14 protein-coding genes are annotated in these 18,072 nt (G+C 45.2%); 3 read left to right on the top strand and 11 right to left on the bottom strand.

Annotated features, from left to right (window positions below; translation table 11 throughout):
- Positions 1-294 precede the first annotated feature (294 nt).
- The 3 genes from RIE73_RS13310 to RIE73_RS13300 all read right to left on the bottom strand — a co-directional run bounded on the left by RIE73_RS13310 (position 295) and on the right by RIE73_RS13300 (position 4,372).
- Entirely contained in the window at positions 295-2,031 is a 1,737-nt protein-coding gene (locus RIE73_RS13310; RefSeq protein ID WP_446401629.1) for a DUF3352 domain-containing protein, read from the bottom strand.
- A 452-nt stretch (positions 2,032-2,483) separates the two neighbouring features.
- Positions 2,484-3,656 carry a molybdopterin-synthase adenylyltransferase MoeB gene (gene moeB / locus RIE73_RS13305; RefSeq protein ID WP_446401628.1) on the bottom strand — a complete coding sequence of 391 codons (1,173 nt, stop codon included), beginning with the start codon at positions 3,654-3,656 and terminating at the stop codon, positions 2,484-2,486.
- Between the two features lie 209 nt (positions 3,657-3,865).
- Positions 3,866-4,372, bottom strand: a complete 507-nt coding sequence (locus RIE73_RS13300; RefSeq protein ID WP_446401627.1) for a Mov34/MPN/PAD-1 family protein — start codon at positions 4,370-4,372, stop codon at positions 3,866-3,868.
- 195 nt (positions 4,373-4,567) lie between these two features.
- On the opposite strand from RIE73_RS13300, the gene RIE73_RS13295 reads away from it, so the two are divergent.
- From RIE73_RS13295 to RIE73_RS13285, 3 genes are all read left to right on the top strand, one after another.
- Positions 4,568-5,713 carry a hypothetical protein gene (locus tag RIE73_RS13295; RefSeq protein WP_446401626.1) on the top strand — a complete coding sequence of 382 codons (1,146 nt, stop codon included), beginning with the start codon at positions 4,568-4,570 and terminating at the stop codon, positions 5,711-5,713.
- A 218-nt stretch (positions 5,714-5,931) separates the two neighbouring features.
- Entirely contained in the window at positions 5,932-6,333 is a 402-nt protein-coding gene (locus RIE73_RS13290; protein ID WP_446401625.1) for a hypothetical protein, read from the top strand.
- Between the two features lie 310 nt (positions 6,334-6,643).
- Positions 6,644-8,236, top strand: coding sequence for a hypothetical protein (locus RIE73_RS13285; protein ID WP_446401624.1), 1,593 nt, complete (start codon positions 6,644-6,646; stop codon positions 8,234-8,236).
- 62 nt (positions 8,237-8,298) lie between these two features.
- Here the strand turns inward: RIE73_RS13285 and RIE73_RS13280 are convergent, their stop codons facing one another.
- The 8 genes from RIE73_RS13280 to cheB all read right to left on the bottom strand — a co-directional run bounded on the left by RIE73_RS13280 (position 8,299) and on the right by cheB (position 17,983).
- On the bottom strand, positions 8,299-8,496 hold the full coding sequence (locus RIE73_RS13280) for a hypothetical protein (RefSeq protein ID WP_446401623.1): 198 nt from the start codon (positions 8,494-8,496) through the stop codon (positions 8,299-8,301).
- A 125-nt stretch (positions 8,497-8,621) separates the two neighbouring features.
- A complete protein-coding gene (locus RIE73_RS13275) occupies positions 8,622-10,217 on the bottom strand; it encodes a hybrid sensor histidine kinase/response regulator (RefSeq protein WP_446401622.1) in 1,596 nt (531 codons plus the stop codon).
- Between the two features lie 246 nt (positions 10,218-10,463).
- Positions 10,464-11,963 (bottom strand): glycosyl hydrolase family 57, encoded by a 1,500-nt coding sequence (locus RIE73_RS13270; protein WP_446401621.1) that lies wholly within the window; start codon positions 11,961-11,963, stop codon positions 10,464-10,466.
- 131 nt (positions 11,964-12,094) lie between these two features.
- Positions 12,095-12,595, bottom strand: coding sequence for a hypothetical protein (locus tag RIE73_RS13265; protein ID WP_446401620.1), 501 nt, complete (start codon positions 12,593-12,595; stop codon positions 12,095-12,097).
- A gap of 783 nt (positions 12,596-13,378) precedes the next feature.
- Positions 13,379-13,885, bottom strand: coding sequence for a type IV pilin-like G/H family protein (locus tag RIE73_RS13260; protein WP_446401619.1), 507 nt, complete (start codon positions 13,883-13,885; stop codon positions 13,379-13,381).
- Between the two features lie 844 nt (positions 13,886-14,729).
- A complete protein-coding gene (locus tag RIE73_RS13255; RefSeq protein ID WP_446401618.1) occupies positions 14,730-15,788 on the bottom strand; it encodes a chemotaxis protein CheW in 1,059 nt (352 codons plus the stop codon).
- Positions 15,785-16,897 carry a CheR family methyltransferase gene (locus RIE73_RS13250; RefSeq protein ID WP_446401617.1) on the bottom strand — a complete coding sequence of 371 codons (1,113 nt, stop codon included), beginning with the start codon at positions 16,895-16,897 and terminating at the stop codon, positions 15,785-15,787. Before RIE73_RS13250 ends, RIE73_RS13255 begins: the two co-directional genes overlap by 4 nt.
- An 18-nt stretch (positions 16,898-16,915) precedes the next feature.
- Positions 16,916-17,983: a chemotaxis-specific protein-glutamate methyltransferase CheB gene (gene cheB, locus RIE73_RS13245; protein ID WP_446401616.1), complete on the bottom strand. Its 1,068-nt coding sequence runs from the start codon at positions 17,981-17,983 to the stop codon at positions 16,916-16,918.
- Positions 17,984-18,072: the final 89 nt, after the last annotated feature.

Below are 18,072 nucleotides of genomic sequence, written 5' to 3'. Positions count from 1 at the left end.
GTCATTGGTCCTTCGTCATTTAGTCGGGGCGGGTGTAGTGGCGTGGCACACCTTAATTGGTGGATTAGAATTGTAGGGGCGCAAGGCTTGCGCCCGGTTTAACCGTCAAATCTATCCCACAATTTGAGCTGTGTCAGTCCGCCATCGTGCGTTCCCGTTCGCGCAGCGTTCCCGTTCGCGAAGCGTTCCCGAAGGGTAGGGTAGGGTAGCGTAACGCACCATTTCCAACGATAGTCGTGAAACCCGCCCCTACGCAATTTTCCCATCTCCCCCATCTCCCCCATCTCCCCCAAATCAAGGAGAGGGTATCGGAGAAGAAGGAACTGGAACTGGATTGGACGGTAGCATTGTTTCTAGCTTGACAAATAGGTCAAAACGTGTATTTCGCTGATCTTCCCCGGCTGTCGTTAAACCGATCGCCCGGATTGCCTGCATCATCTCATCCAGTTGAGAGGGGAGTTGAGGCAGATTTAAATTATCTCGATTTAAGAGACGCTCCACCTCAATGTAAACTTGACCATTGTGGGGGCGGGGTTGTGTCGGGACAATTTGCTGAAACAAGGGCGTTTGAGTCAAGGGGGCTTGGGGTTGAGGGACAATGGCATTAGCAATGGGTGCGCCGAAGGTGAGAAAGGCGATATTTCCTTCTAACCAGCCGTGGGTGGCGGTAATGCCTCCTAGGGGGGATGTCCACCGCACGACGGGTTGACTGTTGAGTTGGGTTTTTTCCACTGTTAACTGATAACGAGTTTCCATCACTTGATCAAGCTGCTGGAAGGCTTGTTCTGTCGCCGCGCGATCGCTCGATAGAATCATTACAGTTATACCTGCGCCTAGCATGGGCGGCGGCTGGTTTTCTGGGGGTGTGAGCAACTCCTCCGTCGCGGGAATCAGGGCGATTACCCATTCTCCTGCCATCCAGGGTAATAAATCCTCCTGTACATCTACACCCAGGGTTGTCTGTATCCCGGCACTCAGATTCGCTGGGGGAATGGGGATCAGGGGATTAGCGGAGGCGTTTTGGGCGTAACTCTGCCACAATTGAGCAAAATTACTACCACTCACCATGAAGCGGGTATTGGCAGGGAGGCGTCTGGGTAAACGGCTACTGGTATTTTCAATTGGATCAGCGTTTTGGCTATTCGGTTTCAGCCAAGACATCCCCCGAAACCGTATCCCATCCGACTCCAAGGAAATACTCGTCACCAACCCTTGCAGGGGTTGCCTTTCGGCTAACTGTTCCGGTGAGAGCGATCGCGCCGAGTTGGCGGCGGCGGTGGCGGTGAACGTGGGTAGGTTTAAGTACACTTGAGCAAACGCCTGGGTGGTGTCAATTGTCGCTAAAGCCTCAATATATCCGGGTGTAGATGCTACAGAGGTTATTCCTTTATAAGTATCAATCACCTCCTCCATAGTTTGGGGATTTGATGTCACCACGACAAACCGTTCCAAAACCGTAACTGAATAGTTTTGGCGATTCGGCTTTTGAGTTTCGCGAATCTGAACGCCGCGATAGGTTCTCTCGCCAAACTGAGTTACTTTTTGAGTTTTGGTTTTCGCTAAAATTTCTTTAGCGTGGGCAGGATTATCAATCGGTAAGATAATTAAATCGGGGAGTTTGATAAACGGTAGCGTAACCGGAAATGTTTGCTCGGATTCCGTTTCTGGAGCAGATGTACTATCTCCCTGATAGGCAATCATCACCGTTTCCCCTAACCACGGCTGGATATCATCCTCGTAATCGTAGCCATTCTCGGTTAGCAGGCTTTCCTCAAGCTGGGCGAGTTGTCTGACAAACGCCGCTAGAGTATTGGGTGTGCCATATCGCTGCAATTGCCGCCATTTGCCGCTCTCTGTAGACACTATTGCTGTAATTAGGGTGTCTTGAGGAACCAGTTTTGTCCCGGCTGGTGCTTTTGCTAACCAGAGATTATGTTGTACGAACAGAGAATAGGCGATGACACTTCCGCCCATCAGGATAACAATTAGGGCTAATGTTACCCGTAGAACCAGTTTATTTTTTTTCAGCATGAATAGTCGTTATTTGTCATTTGTCATTCGTCATTGGTAAAGAGATAAATATAAAAGCTTGGACTTTATGCAGCAAGCCCTAAATAAATTAATCGTATTAGTAGCGAGCAAGATGCTCGTACTACAATAATTGTGCTGGGATTGACAATAACCTTTAAATGACAAACAACTTAACTTTGGGAAAATACCAATAATTCGACTAAACTCATTCTGTCCTAAGAAATTCAAGCTTTTCCGACTATTGCACCCAATCCCCTGTCCCCCATGTTTCGCCAGTTCATTGGGGTCTATGGTTCCCTACTGCCTATGGGTGTCAACTTAAGCCGAATGTCAATGACTGGTATGCTGGTGGGCAATGTGGTGGGCAATGCCCACCCTACGGTATATCAAATATTTCGGCGATTCCCTAATGCAAATTTTCAGTGCAATTAAGCTTAAGTTGACACGAATGTTTAATACTCCGGTACGGACGGGTCAATTTCCCGACTCCAAGCGGTAATTCCGCCTTTGATATTAATCCCTTCAATGCCGGATTCTTTGAGAATGCCCAAGGCTTTAGCCGAACGTCCTCCCATTTTACAATGGGCAATTAAGCGATGACCATTGAGGAGTTGCTTAACTTTTTCGACACCTGAACCCTGTTCAATATCCGGTAATGGGACTAAAACAGCACCGGGAATTTTAGCAATCTCGTATTCATTGGGATTGCGGACATCAACGAGGACAAAATCCTTGGTGTCACTATCCAACAATTGCTTGAGTTCTTGAACAGTCATTTCTTGAATTGCCATTAACCGTTGCGCCTCCTGTTCTTTGGCTTGGGGAATACCACAGAATTGTTCGTAGTCTACTAATTTTTCGATAACCGGGCGTACTGGATTAGGTCGCAGTTTCAGTTCCCGGAATGTCATATCCAGGGCGTTGTACAGTAATAACCGTCCACTCAGCGTTGTTCCCTTACCGAGGATAATTTTAACGGTTTCCGTGGCTTGGATGAGTCCAATAATTCCAGGCAAAATACCTAAAACGCCACCTTCAGCACAGGAGGGAACCATTCCGGGGGGTGGGGGTTCGGGGAACAAGTCGCGGTAATTGGGTCCATCTTCGTAGTTAAAGACGCTGGCTTGTCCTTCAAACCGCAAGATGGAACCGTAGACATTAGGTTTACCCAGGATCACACAGGCGTCATTGACGAGGTAACGGGTGGGAAAGTTATCCGTTCCATCGACAACCACATCATAAGGTTTCACGATATCCAGCGCATTCTCTGATGTCAGCCGGGTTTCATAGAGATCAACCTGACAAGAGGGATTAATTTCTAGAATTCGGGTTTTTGCTGATTGAATTTTCGGTTTCCCTACCCAGGAGGTTCCGTGAATCACTTGACGTTGTAGGTTGGAACTATCAACGATATCGAAATCCACGATCCCGATACGTCCGATTCCGGCGGCGGCTAAGTACAGTAAGAGGGGTGAACCGAGTCCCCCGGTACCGATACAGAGAACACTGGCTGCTTTCAGGCGTTTTTGTCCCTCTAGTCCAACGTCTGGCAGAATTAGGTGTCGAGAATATCGTTCGTATTCTTCTTTGGTTAGCTGGATTTCTTCCAGATTGGGATTTAACATGGCAATTTGGTATGATTAGCGATCAGCGATTGGGGATTAGGGATTGGGGAATTATTCCAGACCTAGCATACTACGTCTTGAAGTTCGTGTAGGGGCGGGTTTGACTATTATCGTTTATTGTTCACCTAGATGCGACTAAACCCGCCCCGACCAAGTTTTGAGTTAACTGCCTCATTTCCCTCATCTCCCAGACGCGCCATGGCACGTCTCTACAGTATCGCTTCCGTGAGAATCTCTTCCGGCTGAAACTGGTGATGATGATCGAGAGTCCAGCTTCTCAGGTCAGAAGCTATACCCTGTTGAACGGAAATTATAATATACGAATAACGCTGCCATGCGATCGCCCGATCAAATTCTGAGGGAATGGCGGGATGGTCAGGATGAGAGTGATAGATCCCAATGATATCTAATTCGCGATCGCGTGCCTGCTTCTGCACCTGCAACATCACCTCTGGGGCAATGCTAAACTGATTGCGTTTTGTCCCGGATTGACGCTGTGACCCGTTTACCCCTTGAAATGCTTCAGCCGCCTGAGTATCCCAAGCGTTTTCTGTGGGGATGACTTCAACCAGCGTTTTTACCTCTCCCTTAATTTGACCTAATAACAAACCACAGCATTCTTCTGGATACGTGGTTTCGGCGTGAGTGTTCATCGCCTGAACCTGATCAGCGTTAACCTTGACTAAATTGGTCGGGAAATGCTCTGGCTTTTCCATAGATTTCCAAGTAGACACAGCTTGATTTAATGTGAACAGGACAACAAAATCCTCGCTCTTAAGCGATGCAATCGGGACAGAGATCAATAAGAATTGTGTATATTTTGCCGTTTGACTTACCTCTAATAATCCTGGTTTACGCTAAACTGAAATCAGGTAATACTGATTTATAATACTTTTTAATCTATTTCAATTATGGCAAAAGCACTCCCACCCCAAAATCCAGCTTATACGGCTTTCCTCGAAGAGTTTACCAACTATACGACCGAGGCTTTACGGCATCAAAATCCGACAGTTAGTGATTCATTGAACCGGAGGCAGATTCCTCCTAGCCAGGTACGCCCTCTGGAGAGAGCTTACCAAATTTCCTTGAAACTCGGTAAGGATTTGCCGCTTACCCCCATCAAAAAACAGATTTTACAACAAATTGATGCCGTTGTCTATTTTCTCCGAGATTTTCATATTGGGGTACTGGGTCAGCGCACCAGTCTATTTCATCTTTATGAGGTTGAGATTCAAGTCGAATCCCATCTGCGCTATCAATTAACCTTTGAATCGGGCAAACTATTGATTCAAATCCCCTACTGGCAGATGGCAGTTTTGGATCGCTACCTGCCTGATCAGAAATTAAAATATCGCTGGCATCGCGGCAACCATTTACCCAGATTTTCGCACATTCGCAAAATTTGGTGGTTAGTTGATCCGATTGGAGAATTACGGTATAACCTCCGCTCCATGCTGGTGTTGGGGATTCAAAAGCAAATTTTGGGAATTGACGAGCTTTTTGTCAAATTCAATTTACTGGATAACGGGAACCAAAAACATCGAGCAGTTCAAGGTGATCCTCAAGACCAAACAGAACTTAAGAATCACGCGATCGCGTTCCTTAAGGCAACAGTCAAGGAAGAAAAGTTGGGCGTGAATCTCGATCTCGTGCTTGAGAATCAGGATGACGCTACAATCGCGCAGTTATTGGCAGTCTACAAGAAAAATTTGGCAGACATAGAACAGATGGAGGAATTAATTGAAACAGGGGCATTTACCTTACAAGAGAAGTTGAATGAAGAAGAATCGCAAGTCGATGTCAAGATGTTTGGCTTTGTCAATGTCGGCAACTATCATCGGATTGATGTGGCAGTCAATGTGAGTAAAGATTATCTGAAAAAATATGTGGATGTCATTCCTCGCAAAACTGATATTAAAGCCGTACAGTTTGGCTTTGTCAATGTTTACACGATAGATGATATTACCGTAAAACCAAATTTTCACGGGGCGCTGACGCTCAATTTTGAAACAGCGGCGTTGGAGAGGGCATTAAAGGAATTAGAATTAGTGCAGTAAGCTGTTCGGCATATAAACCTGAATGTCAATAATGGCGCAATCCTTGTCGTAGTAGTGTGAGCATCTTGCTCACTACTAATACCTAATTTAAATGCATAACAGCTTAGTCGATAATGTAGGGGCGGGTTTCACTATTATCATCTATGGCTTCATCCAAATGCGACTAAACCCGCCCCGATTAAATGACAGAGTTTAGAAATATATAGAACAAAAATAAAATGGAACGAGGTTTACTCTGGTTACCCTTACTCGCTGTATTTATTTGGCTAGCGTGGTCAGGTTGGAATGAATATCAAAAAGTTGAGGCATATCGTGTATGGGCAGAACAATTTGAACGGGCAAAATATGATATTTATGCGGTACTGGGACAAAAGGAGAAAAATCTGACCTGGGGCAAACCAACTCGTTCGGGTCCGGTGGAGTTAGACACTTTTTCACTGAATGATGTCCAAAGTATTAAGTTGGTAGTCGATGGGCAACCTGTTCCCTTAGAAAATCCACCCAAAAAAGGTCGCGCGATCGCACTAGAATTTCTCCTGCCAGAATCTACAATTCAAGTGCCGTTTACTGAAATCCCTCTAGCCGTGGAGTGGGGCAATTTTCTCCGGAATTATAAATAGAGGCTGCTGAATAAGGCTTGTGGTGAGGAGAGGGAATAGGGAATAGGCTTTCTTGCAATGGTTTCAAGTCTCTGTTGAGGTAAAATTTGGCGCTTAGGTCGGCGAAAATCCTAAGATTGATCATGTCCTGACTATTGCCCAATGCTTGTATCAATATTTGTTAATTTTTTCCGGTTGCCCATTTCCTGTCTGGTGACGTAGCTTACTTCTCAAGGAAAGCGAGTACGACCAATGACCAATGACCAATGACCAATTGGAACGTTAATCCCAGAAATTCGTCTTGAGAAATAATAGTTCTGATACTTTTTCGATGAAACCTATTTTACCTATTATTACAATTATCGGATTACTCCAGAGTTGCACCGCCCCGGTGAACTTTTCCTCTCAAGCGATCGGCAATCCCGCTAATTGCCCTAGGCAAACGGAACCCATACCGATCGCGTCGCCTCAGAATCAGGGACGGTATCAGCAATTTGACTATCATATTCGCGATATTATTACCGATGCGGATACAATTACATTCCAAACCCAGCAATATGATATTGTTTTCTGCCGATTTGATCGCACTTGGACGGTAGAACCGGGAACCTTAGTCAGTGAAGCCGAGACAGCCGAGAATCCGGAACAATTCCAAGAAAACTTGCAAAATCCTCCGTATCAAACCATTGACCTAAACGGACAATCCTATCAATATCGCGTCATTCTCGAACCCAATCCTTTTGGCAACGAAGCCCAACAAATTGAACCAGAAACCGTTGTTTTTGAACTGATTCCTCCCAACAGCGAAGAACCCCAACGCCACCCCCTCTATACCTTAGACCAAGTGAGGGAGGCTGAAGTTGGATTTTCCTTGGGAGTCCCGCGAATTACCTCTGCCCTCAGTTATGCCGATCGCCTATTTTGGTCAGTCGCTTCAGAACAAGGGGAAGGATTTAGTGGTATCGCCACGATGGTGGGTTACAATCCCGACATGAATGAGGTAGTGGTGATTCAACCAGACGAAATTCAAGGGCAACAAATTACTGATTTCGTCATCGCTGGTGATCCCAGTAATCCGGTGTTTTGGCTGGGAACTCAGATGAGTGGTGAAGGGAATCCCTATCTACCCGGAATGGGATTAGTCGCCTATCGTCCTTCTCCTCCTTCTCTAAAATCCGGCACAATCACCTCCTACACCGTCCACAATAGTCCCATAATTGGCGCAATTCCCGATCAACTCCACTTACAAGGCGATCGCCTCTGGGTGGGAACCGGAAATGGGGTTTGCCAAGTTCGTTGGCAAGGGGTCAATAATCCCGGAAATTGGTCTTGTTGGCGATTTGCGGCAATGGCAAAACTGCCGAGTCAGGGATTGCCGATTTACCGCCGTTTATTAGCGGAGACTCCCGCCGCGACTCTTGACCCAGATCAGGGGGGAGATACGGTAGAGGTGCTATGGTGGTCACCGTTGGACTACCAAAGCCAAGAAGGACGGTATGAGGTCAGATATGAGGATGGCTTTACCGTCAGCTTAGATCAGGGGGTGAGTTCTTGGTCCGAGAGGTATGGATCAGCATGGCAACCTCGCCCCTGGCAACCGCCTCTATACTGGGTTGGACACGAGTGGCATTGGCATGGCGATCGCTTTGTACGCGGGTTTGATCAAGTTGCCCTGAATTTCTTTGGCGGTGGATCTTTGGGAATTGTATCTGATCAGGATCAATGGACAGGGGAAAAACCTGCCAATATGAACGCCTTGCGGGGTGATTTAGAAGTATTGGAGTTAACCAAAACCACAACAAAGCTGAATTATTATTCAGGTTGGGTGGAGGACGAATTACTTAATCCTTATTTCACGGTTGTCCCCCATAATCGCCCCTTCAATCCTCGTCCCAATCCTTTGGATGAGATGGCACGATCATAATTAGGACACATCATTTATGTAGAGACGTTGCATGCAACGTCTCTACAATGATGCCGAAAGTCCTAATCGATGTGTCTACTGCTATAACGGTTGAGATTAGGAAGGATCAGGGAACAGGGAACAGTAATATCATGTTCGCCTAAACAGTCATTATTCCCTTGTACCTTGCAACCTTCCTCCTTCCCTTCTGCCCTCTGCCCTCTGCCTTGTCTCAACCGATAGTGTAAGTATTCCACCGGACATAATAAGTGGGTGGACACAATTAAAGTTAACGGTCGAGATTAGGGAACAGGGAACAGGGAACAGGGAACAGTAAGGGTTTGAGGGTGATTTACAAAACTTAATACAGTACCGTTTTCTTTTGTCCGACTACTTATCAATCTCTTCACTGATTGATGGGTAGGGTGACAGTAACGGTTGTGCCGACGCCGACTTCACTCTCAATTTGGATTTGACCGCCATGTAAGTCCACATATTTTTTGACAATGGCGAGTCCTAATCCAGTGCCACCAATGGTGCTAATATTACTCCCTCGGTAAAACGATTCAAATAATCGGGATTGGTCTATGGACGGAATGCCAATTCCTTCATCTTGAATCTGGACGGTTACATTATCTGAGTGACGGGATAACTTGAACGTAATCATGCCTCCTTTGGGTGAAAATTTGACAGCATTGGAGAGTAAGTGATTCAGTAATTTCCGTAACATAACCTCATCGAATATGCCGTTAATGGGAGGGTTTTCAACGGAAAGGTTGAGAGTATATCGCGGATCTAGATTAGATTGGAATTCGTCGATCACGTTATGACATAAATCTGCCACATCTAGGGGAATAGGATTAAACTTCAGTTGTCCGGCTTCCGATTGACCAATCAGAATCACATCATTCAGAAGTTGGGTAATATGATCGACACACCAGCCGATTTTTTGGAAATGTTTTAGCTTTTTGTCTTCCGTTAATTTTTTATCGTAAAGTTTCAACAATTCGCTAGAGGATTGAATCGTGGTTAGGGGAGTCCGGAATTCATGGGAAATGGTGGTAATGATGTGAGATTTCAGTTCACCCAGTTCTTTCTCTTTCTCTAAGGCTTGGCGAATCATCGCCTCGCTGCGCTGGCGTTCAATTATTTCTGTTTCTAGGCGGATTTTTTCTTTTTCTAAGGCAGCGGCATAGATCCGTTCGGTGATATCCTGCAAAATACCAGAAAGACCCGTAAATTTGCCGTTAGTAACCTGTGAGCCATGGGCATGAATTTCTAGCCAACGAGTTTCCCCGGTTTTGGTGACGTATCGGATTTCCCGGTGAAAACCAAGGTTTTTCTCGGTTAAGATAGATTGCCATAGTTCTTGCTGGAGTTGGCAATCATGAGGATGAACATAATCGAGAAAAGGCGTTCCTAAGGTTTCTTCTAGAGTAAACCCCATCAACTTTGTCCAAGCCGGACTGAGAAATTCCCAGTTACCATTGGGGTCAATTTGAAAAATAACTTCTTTAACATTTTCTACGACGGATCGATATTGTTGTTCGCTACGTCGCAGTGCCTTTTCTGCCCAACTTGCGGCGAGGAGACGGCGAATACGCTGGAGTAAGACGGGGACATGTAAAGGTTTAGTTACATAATCGATCGCGCCAGCAGCAAATGCCGAATCAATTGACTTTTGATCCTCAAGCCCGGTAATCATTAGCACCGGGATACCCAGCAACGCGCGATCGCTCTTTTGGGCGGGAGTCTGTGTCAAGGTTTGCAGGTTTTGGCAACAGGTAAAGCCATCCATCACTGGCATCAACGCATCCAACAGCACCATATCTGGCTGGTACTGCTGATACGCCGCTAAACATTTTGCTCCATCTTCTGCCTCGATTACCTGATATCCCTCTTTTTCCAGCAGTTGACGCAGCATCACTCGTGTGAAGCGATCGTCATCAGCAACGAGGATCAGTGGCGATTTTTGGGCATCATTCCCTGTTGCGGTTAACATCCTTGGACTCCTATTTAGCACGCAGACAAATCTGGACTCAGTATTCCCAAGGATGGTTTATCGGTAACATTCGCTTCGTAGAGACGTTTCGGTGGAACGTCTGGGAGATGGGGAAGATGGGGTTGTAGAGACGTAGCATGCTACGTCTCTACCTTACCTGTTCCCTGTTCCCTGTTCCCTGTTCCCTGTTCCCTGTTCCCTGACAAATGACAATCCCCACCGTTAACTTGAATTGTCCCCACCTACTTAACCCTTAATAACCGCTTCACCGCGTTGGTAAAGTTCACGGGCGTAATCTGTCCACATTCCTTGTCCCCAATAGCGAAAACAACTGGTCTCCAGTAACAACGTATACAATAACGCTTGCTGATAATCACTCCGCTGTGTCACTGATGGATCTTGCTGCACTAAGGGGTCATACTTCAGATGAAACGCCGCACTAAGTTGATTCATCGGTTCTAAGACATTTTCATAGCCTTTGACCCAACTTAAATCATTCGTCCATGATGCCCCATCAACATGGAATTGATCATCCGTGGCTGTCAACTCCGCGATCGCATTCGCGACGGCATCAGGTGTAACATTATCCAGATCGACTCGTTGCCAAATCTTATGCTGACCAACGGCTTGACAAGGGGGATACTCTTCTGGATTAACACCTGCTGCTTCTAGTAATTCTAAATACTCCGTCCCATTCATCGGCACAACACCCGTTTTTCCGCCGCCTTGGTCGCGAATTTCATAGTAAATGCGAAACAAATCACGGGGATATTCGTTCATCATCACGCCCCCATTTTCGCCATCGGCAATTTGGGTGACTAAGGAGGGAATCGAATGATTGCCAATTGACTGCTTACCCCGCCCCTTTGCTTCAAAATAGGGCTGCATTTGTGCCACTAATTTGGTATCTGACCCTTGTGTTTTAACCAAAATTGTGATATAAATTGTTTCCCCCTGAGAATTGCGAGCCACTAAACGATTGGGGACATATTTCTGATCCTGCGACAATCCCGAACCATCCAGATTTTCCAGAGAATGTTCCTGCACCATCAACCAGCGATAGCCACAGTCTTTCAGGGCTTTGATGTATTCATACAAACTATCGGGGTGATTGGGTAAATGCATCTCTGGGGGTGAGAAGCCTTTGACTCGCTTCAGCGCATCGTAACCAAACATAGCAGCAAAATGATGTTGCCATGCCTGAATATGCAGTTTAATATCAGGAATTGGGGTAGAGGGAACAACCGCATGACTCCACATTGTTCCTAGCCATTCCACATAAGGCTGATAAGCGCGATCGCAGGTAATCCGCTTAAGATTATTCAGGATATCCTCCCGCCCCATTTGCTGGAATGCCCACAACAAATTCCCCGAATAGTCCAGCATAATCCGAGGATTGCACCCCTCAGCCACCAGTTGGGGAATAAAATCACCCATACGACGATAACACCCGGCGAAGGGTTCGGCATTATGGTTATCCCCTTCCTGGGGATGTTCAAACATGTATTGGAGATTGCTAATCAATTCACCATTCGCCCCGGCGGGAACCGTGGGTTGGTGCATGTGTAAGGCGCAAGCGAATCCTGACGTAATATCCTCGAGGCGCAGATTGGTTGTCGGTAAAAATACAGGTTCGTCTTGTTGCACCACTTCCCGAATGTTTTCTTCCCACCCGCAAATATTGGGTAATCCTGATCGTAATTCCGCTAAAGCGGGTTGATTCGGGGTTGAGGTTACTGCACTCATGATCCTTTCCTCGATAATTGTGCTATTGCTAGCATACACAAGGGAGTTAGTCGTTGGGAATAATTTAAGCTTTTTTCTTCACTATTGCCTATTGCCTATTGCCTATTGCCTGGCGCGTAGCGCTATAGAGATTAATCAGCTAGTTTCTGTGGTGGCATACCCAGGAATTGGCGAATTAGGTTGACTGTCTCTAGCTTCTGCTGTAGGGGTTTCCCGTCTGATTTAATAGACAAATGTTTCCCTGATTTCAAAATAATCGCGATTTGATAGTTACTTGTCCGATCCTGATTCCAGCTTGTGGATTTCAGTTGCACCTGGAAAATATCACTCAGGGGATATAAGCTGAGTTTGGTTTTAAACAATCCCCGGCGTTTAATCAAGAGACTGTTTGTCTCTTTGTCAAAGTGATAGATAAAAATACGTCCGGCACAAACCAGTAATAGAATACCCGCCACTAGATTAAATGCGAATAAGGCATACAAGCCTAACATATAAACAATCCAAGGTAGGACTAAGCTGACGAGAACAATGAATAAAGGAACGCTAAACACTAAGCATCCAGAGAGTTGCCAAATAAAATAGGGGCGATGTCGAAGTTTCAGTTGGGTAGAGGTTTTTTCCAAAATAACCATAGTTCAATCCGTCATGGGAGTTCAGTCTAAATGTAGGGGCGCAAGGCTTGCGCCCTTAAGCTGAATGGCACTGACTTAAGCCGATTTCGTAGTAGGCACGAAGCGTGCCATAAGCGAGTCGAGCGCTGACTACAAACTCTAAAGTCAGTGATATTGCCCTTAAGCTGTCATGCATTTAAATTAGGTATTAGTAGCGATAAATTGGGTATTATTAGCGAGCAAAATGCTCGCATTACACGGCTTTCGCTATGATTGACATTAAGGTTTAAATACCGAACAGCTTATCTAAATACTTCATTGAAAGCATCCTACGCTACTTGCATCTGTTCCAGTTTTCCTACCCATGAGATTAGGTTTTAACTCTACACCTTGATTAAACCAGGTAACTATTGGAGATCATGACTGAGAACTCATCGACTTCTCATCGACTTTATTTTAAGATTCGTAGCGTTAGCGCCAGCGTAACGCACCTAGCCAGGTAGAATAGCTAACACACTCGACTGGATTGACACCGCTAAAAATGTGAAATAGATTTGACGTTTAAACTGGGCGCACGTCGTCATAAATTGGGCGCACGCCATGCGCCCCTACAATTTTAATCCATCAATTAAGGTGTGCCAGCCGTAGGGTGCGTTAGCCAAGCGTAACGCACCAGCCAAGGTAAAATTACATTTTATTTTTAGGATGTTATAACCATAACATAAGTTTCATATAAAGATAAAACCGTGAGGAATGCGATCGCACAAATCCTCAAACGGCTTTCCTATCAGCTACTATCCTTGATCAGCTTTTATTTCTAAATAAAATCGTTGTCCCTTCACCGCAAACCAGTTCACCATTTTGATAAATTGGCGATGCAGGCTTAATTGTACCCGGTGTATCAGCTTCACAGAGAACAATAACTGTGGTTATTTCATCTGATGCAGCATCAGAACCGACTTCAGTTGCGCTCCTGACCCAAACAGCACTAACATAACTAAACAGTGCCTCATGACGAGATATTCCATAGTTAAATGCAGTATTGTCAGTTGTCTGAGTTGAATAGAGATAGTGTGTCGTTTCAGTCTTGATACCCAAACCTAGATCAACAATGTTATCGCTAAATCTTTGTTCATCTACATAGTAATCTTTCTGGGCGCGGCTCATTGCAGCAACATAGTGTTTTGCTTCTATTTGTTTAACAGGAGGGTTTTGACTAAAAGGTTTAAAGTAAATAAACCCTCCGACAAGCAACATCAATGCAATAAAGCATCCTAAGCCAGTTGCATCTGTTCCGGTTGTCCTCCCCATGAGAATATATTTTAAACTCTACATCTTGATTAAACCAGGTAACTATTGGAGATCATGACTGAGAACTTTCAGAACTCATCGACTTCGTCGGGTGCGTTAGCGCCAGCGTAACGCACCAACCCAGGTAAAATTGCTAACACACTCGACTGGATTGACACCGCTAAAATTGTTAAACAGATTTGACGTTTAACCCTGAATTTCAACAGGCTCAATTGCCGCGAAGTCAAAGGGTTAAACCGGGCGCACGCCATGCGCCCCTACAATTTTAATCCATCAATTAAGGTGTGCCAACCGTAGGGTGCGTTAGCGCCAGCGTAACGCACCAGCCAAGGTAGAATAGCTAACAAACTCGACTGGATTGACACTAAAAATGTGAAATAGATTTGACGTTTAAACCGGGCGCACGCCATGCGCCCCTACAATTTTAATCCACCAATTAAGGTGTACCAGCCGTAGTGCCGTGACCCAACTAAAATGGTGCAATAGATTGGGTACGTAGTGAGGGATGCGAACCCTCTCCAGCTAGGCGGAGCGAGAACTAAAGTTCTCACTACAAACAAAGTCCTATTTTAGCTGTGTCAGTCCGCCATCGTGCGTTGAGTGAGCGCTCTCCAGGCGAGCCAACGAATAAACAATAGAGTTTTTGGTTACTCCCTGAGTAAAGTTCAATTTTTCCCGACACCCTACACCCTACACCCAGTAGTACCCTCAAGTCCCTTGTCACCCCCTCAGGGTCTACTTTCCTTCCTTGTCTCACCTGAACCCCAATCTGAAAAACCTACCCTTGTGAGCGACTTTGGACAATATTAGTACGGCTTTTGGCTTTCACTTCCTCTTGGAGTAATCAAACCACTTGCTCAACGATTAAGCCACCACTCAAGAAAATTTTCGCGAGATCCAGAATGCTGATCATTTTTTCCCCATAGACCGCTTCTCCTTGCAAATAGTCATGATTTATGCTTGTCGTTTCAGGAGTCACGGCGATAATCTGAAGCGGATTCAGCAGAAACATTGATTCACGCACATCATCCACAATCACACCCGCCAAAATCTCCTCCACCTCCACAATCAGCGCTTTGGAACTGCGGGTTATCGCGGTTAAGGGCAATTTCAACACTGGGCGAATATCGACTAAGGTGACAATTTCCCCGCGCAGATTCATGTTTCCCACAATATGAGGAGGACAACAGGGAATCGGTGTCACCTGTTGGATATCGGTAAACTCCCGCACGATACCTAAATCAATCCCCAATAACTGCTGATTTATGGCAATAATCGTTAACGGTTTGACACGGGTTAAGTCTTGACTCTCGAAGGGAAGCTTGAGATTATTGGCTCGTTCTCGGAAAACCTCTCGTTCTTCAGGTGTCGCATTGGGGGCAAATACAGCGTGTTTGCTGGGAATGTCTGCACTCGATTGACTCAAGTTCCTGTCTTGGCTGAGATAGTTCTCCACTAATTTAAACGTGTGGCTATCTATCGCACTTAACCAATTCTCTGGATCACTTAAAATAACGATATCACCTGCATGGCGGCTGAGTCCACCAATAACGCCGTTTTCGCTAACGGTTTGATTCGGCTCAAGTTCAGTAGTAATTTCATCCGGGGCGATTGCTAGGACTTCACAAACCTGATTGACGATAATCCCAACTTTGGTTTTTTCCCGTCTTAACACGATCACACTATCCGTTAAACGGTAGTTGGAGGAGTCTAAGCCCAAACTGCGATTAAAATCGATAACGGGTATCATTTCTCCGCGCAAATTGACCACGCCAATCATTTCACGCGGCGCTTCCGGAATGGAGACTAATTCTGGGAGAGGAAAGACTTCCTCTACGTAAGCTGTACTGATACCATACAGCCGATCATTTAAACCAAAACTAAAATAGGTGTTGTCTGTCATGGGGAGTCGGGTTCGATACTATTTAAGGAGGATTGAAGTTGTTTGATCAGTTCAGATGGCGTCAAATTGCCTAATTTTGGCAGGGGAGTATTGGGCGGTAACTGTTTGAGCAGATTTAAGGCGACATGCTGCATCTTAATCGTGTTTTTTTCTAAGTCATGTTCGATGGTTTCCGGATTAAAGGCTAAGGTGTAATCATCGTCGGTATCCCAAGTCAATGGACTGGGAACGTCGCCGACAGGGGTATAAACTAAACTCTCGGTTTGACGTTTATACACCAAGGATTCGGGAAAAACCGTGGTTTGAAACTGCTTGAGAACTTGACCATAGAGTTCAGAATGCCCAGTAATCAGATAGCCTAAGGGCTGAAGCCCATGGTAAAACTTATCCAAGACTTGGGCTATGGCGGCGGATTCAAAGTAGATAAAGACATTTCGACAAATAATTAAATCAAACTCCTGTAAATCTAAGTGAGGTTGGGGGAAAGGATCTTTGACTAAGTTTATTTGTTGCCATTTCACCAATGCTTTGATTTTGGGTTCGATGTGGTAGTGATTGTCAATGCCGTTAAAATAGTTCTGTTTAATCTTTGGATCAATACTTCTTAATGACCAAGCCCGATAAATCCCTTGTTTGGCTTTGTCTAGTGCCTCTTGATTAATGTCTATGCCAACAATTCGTAAATCCCAGGTTTCAAGGTCAGGAATTAATTCATTCAGCATAATCGCCAGGGAATAGGGTTCCTCTCCGGTTGAACATCCCGCACTACAAAGCCGCAGGGTTTTGTCCACCTGATGACGCTGAATCAGTTCGGGTAATATTTTAGTTTTGAGCAATTTACATTGTTCTTTATCCCGAAAAAAGTAACTTTCGAGATTGGTGAGTAAGACAACCAATTTTTTCCACTCTTGCTCGGCTTCTCTGGTTTGACAATTGAGCAGCAGGTAATAATCCTCCGGAAAGGTTAGTTTAATTGCTTTCATTCTGGCGAAGATTTTGTCTTGTAAATTGGCTTGATCTCGCTCTCGAATCACCAAACCCGTATGTTGAGCAATTAAGCGGATAAAGGATTGTTTTATTTTAGGACTTAACTCATTTGGTGTTGACACATTCATTACCTAATCAGGTTATCGTACAATCGACTCTTTTTGTAAAAGTTCCAGCAACATTGGCGCGATCGCCCTCAGAGGTAAGACTTCTCTAGCGCCCCCTAACTCAATCGCTTCCTTGGGCATTCCGAAGATGATTGAGGTGGCTTGATCCTGAGCAATCGTCAACCCTCCAGCTTGGGTAACGGTTAACATTCCTTTGGCGCCGTCTCTGCCCATTCCAGTTAATAATATGGCGGTCGTTTTCTTGGCATAAACGTTGGCGACAGACTCAAATGTTACCGTTATTGACGGGCAATGTCCATCGAAAGGCACGGTATTTTCGCAGACAAATTTGCCCTGACTATCTAATTCTAAATGATGTTGTTCTGGCGGAAAATAAATGATGCCTGGTTGCGGTCTATTTCCCGATTCGGCAATTCTAATCGGCAATTTACAGGTTGGCTCTAACCAATCAATTAAGCCCTGTAAAAATCCATTACAAATGTGTTGCACGCAAAGTATAGGAACCGAAAAATTGGCAGGAAGTTGGGAAAAAATTTCCTGCAACGCCGGAGGTCCACCCGTTGATGTGCCAATGGCAATGATTTTAGGCTTCGGGTATGATTTGGTGGGAGCCGTGGTCAGATTGTTCAGATTAACGGCTTGGCGTTGCAGCGAATAGCTACGTTTTCGTTTGAAAACTCTAACCCCAGAAATTACACTAATTTTATTAACTAATTCTCGTTTAAACTGTTGGTTTTCTGTGGTTAAGCCAGCCAATGGCTTGGGACAGATATCGACGGCGCCGGCTTCGAGGACATCAAAAATATGATGGGTATCTTCCTGTTGTACCGACACACTTAAGACTAAAATGGGTATAGGATTATGGCTCATGACCTCAGTGGTCAATTCTAAGCCATCCATCTGCGGCATGTGTAAGTCGGTACAAATTACATCGGGTTTAACTTGAGGAATTAGGCTCAAGGCTTCTAACCCATTTTGCGCTTCTCCAACCACCTCAATTTGGGGGAATTCATTGAGGATGCGTCTGAGAATAACTAGGGAGATTTTGGAGTCTTCTACTAATAGAACTTTAATCGTCATTTTTTTTATTGTTTGTTGATATCTTAAGGGTTTGTAGTAAGCGATTTAGCGCTTGTGGCACTAAAGTGCCGACTACTTACGAACGGTCA

The sequence above is a fragment of the Coleofasciculus sp. C1-SOL-03 genome (assembly GCF_040220555.1).
Taxonomy (GTDB): domain Bacteria; phylum Cyanobacteriota; class Cyanobacteriia; order Cyanobacteriales; family Coleofasciculaceae; genus Coleofasciculus.
The sequence above is the reverse complement of the archived record's forward strand: the minus strand, read 5'-3'. Positions and strand labels throughout refer to the sequence as shown.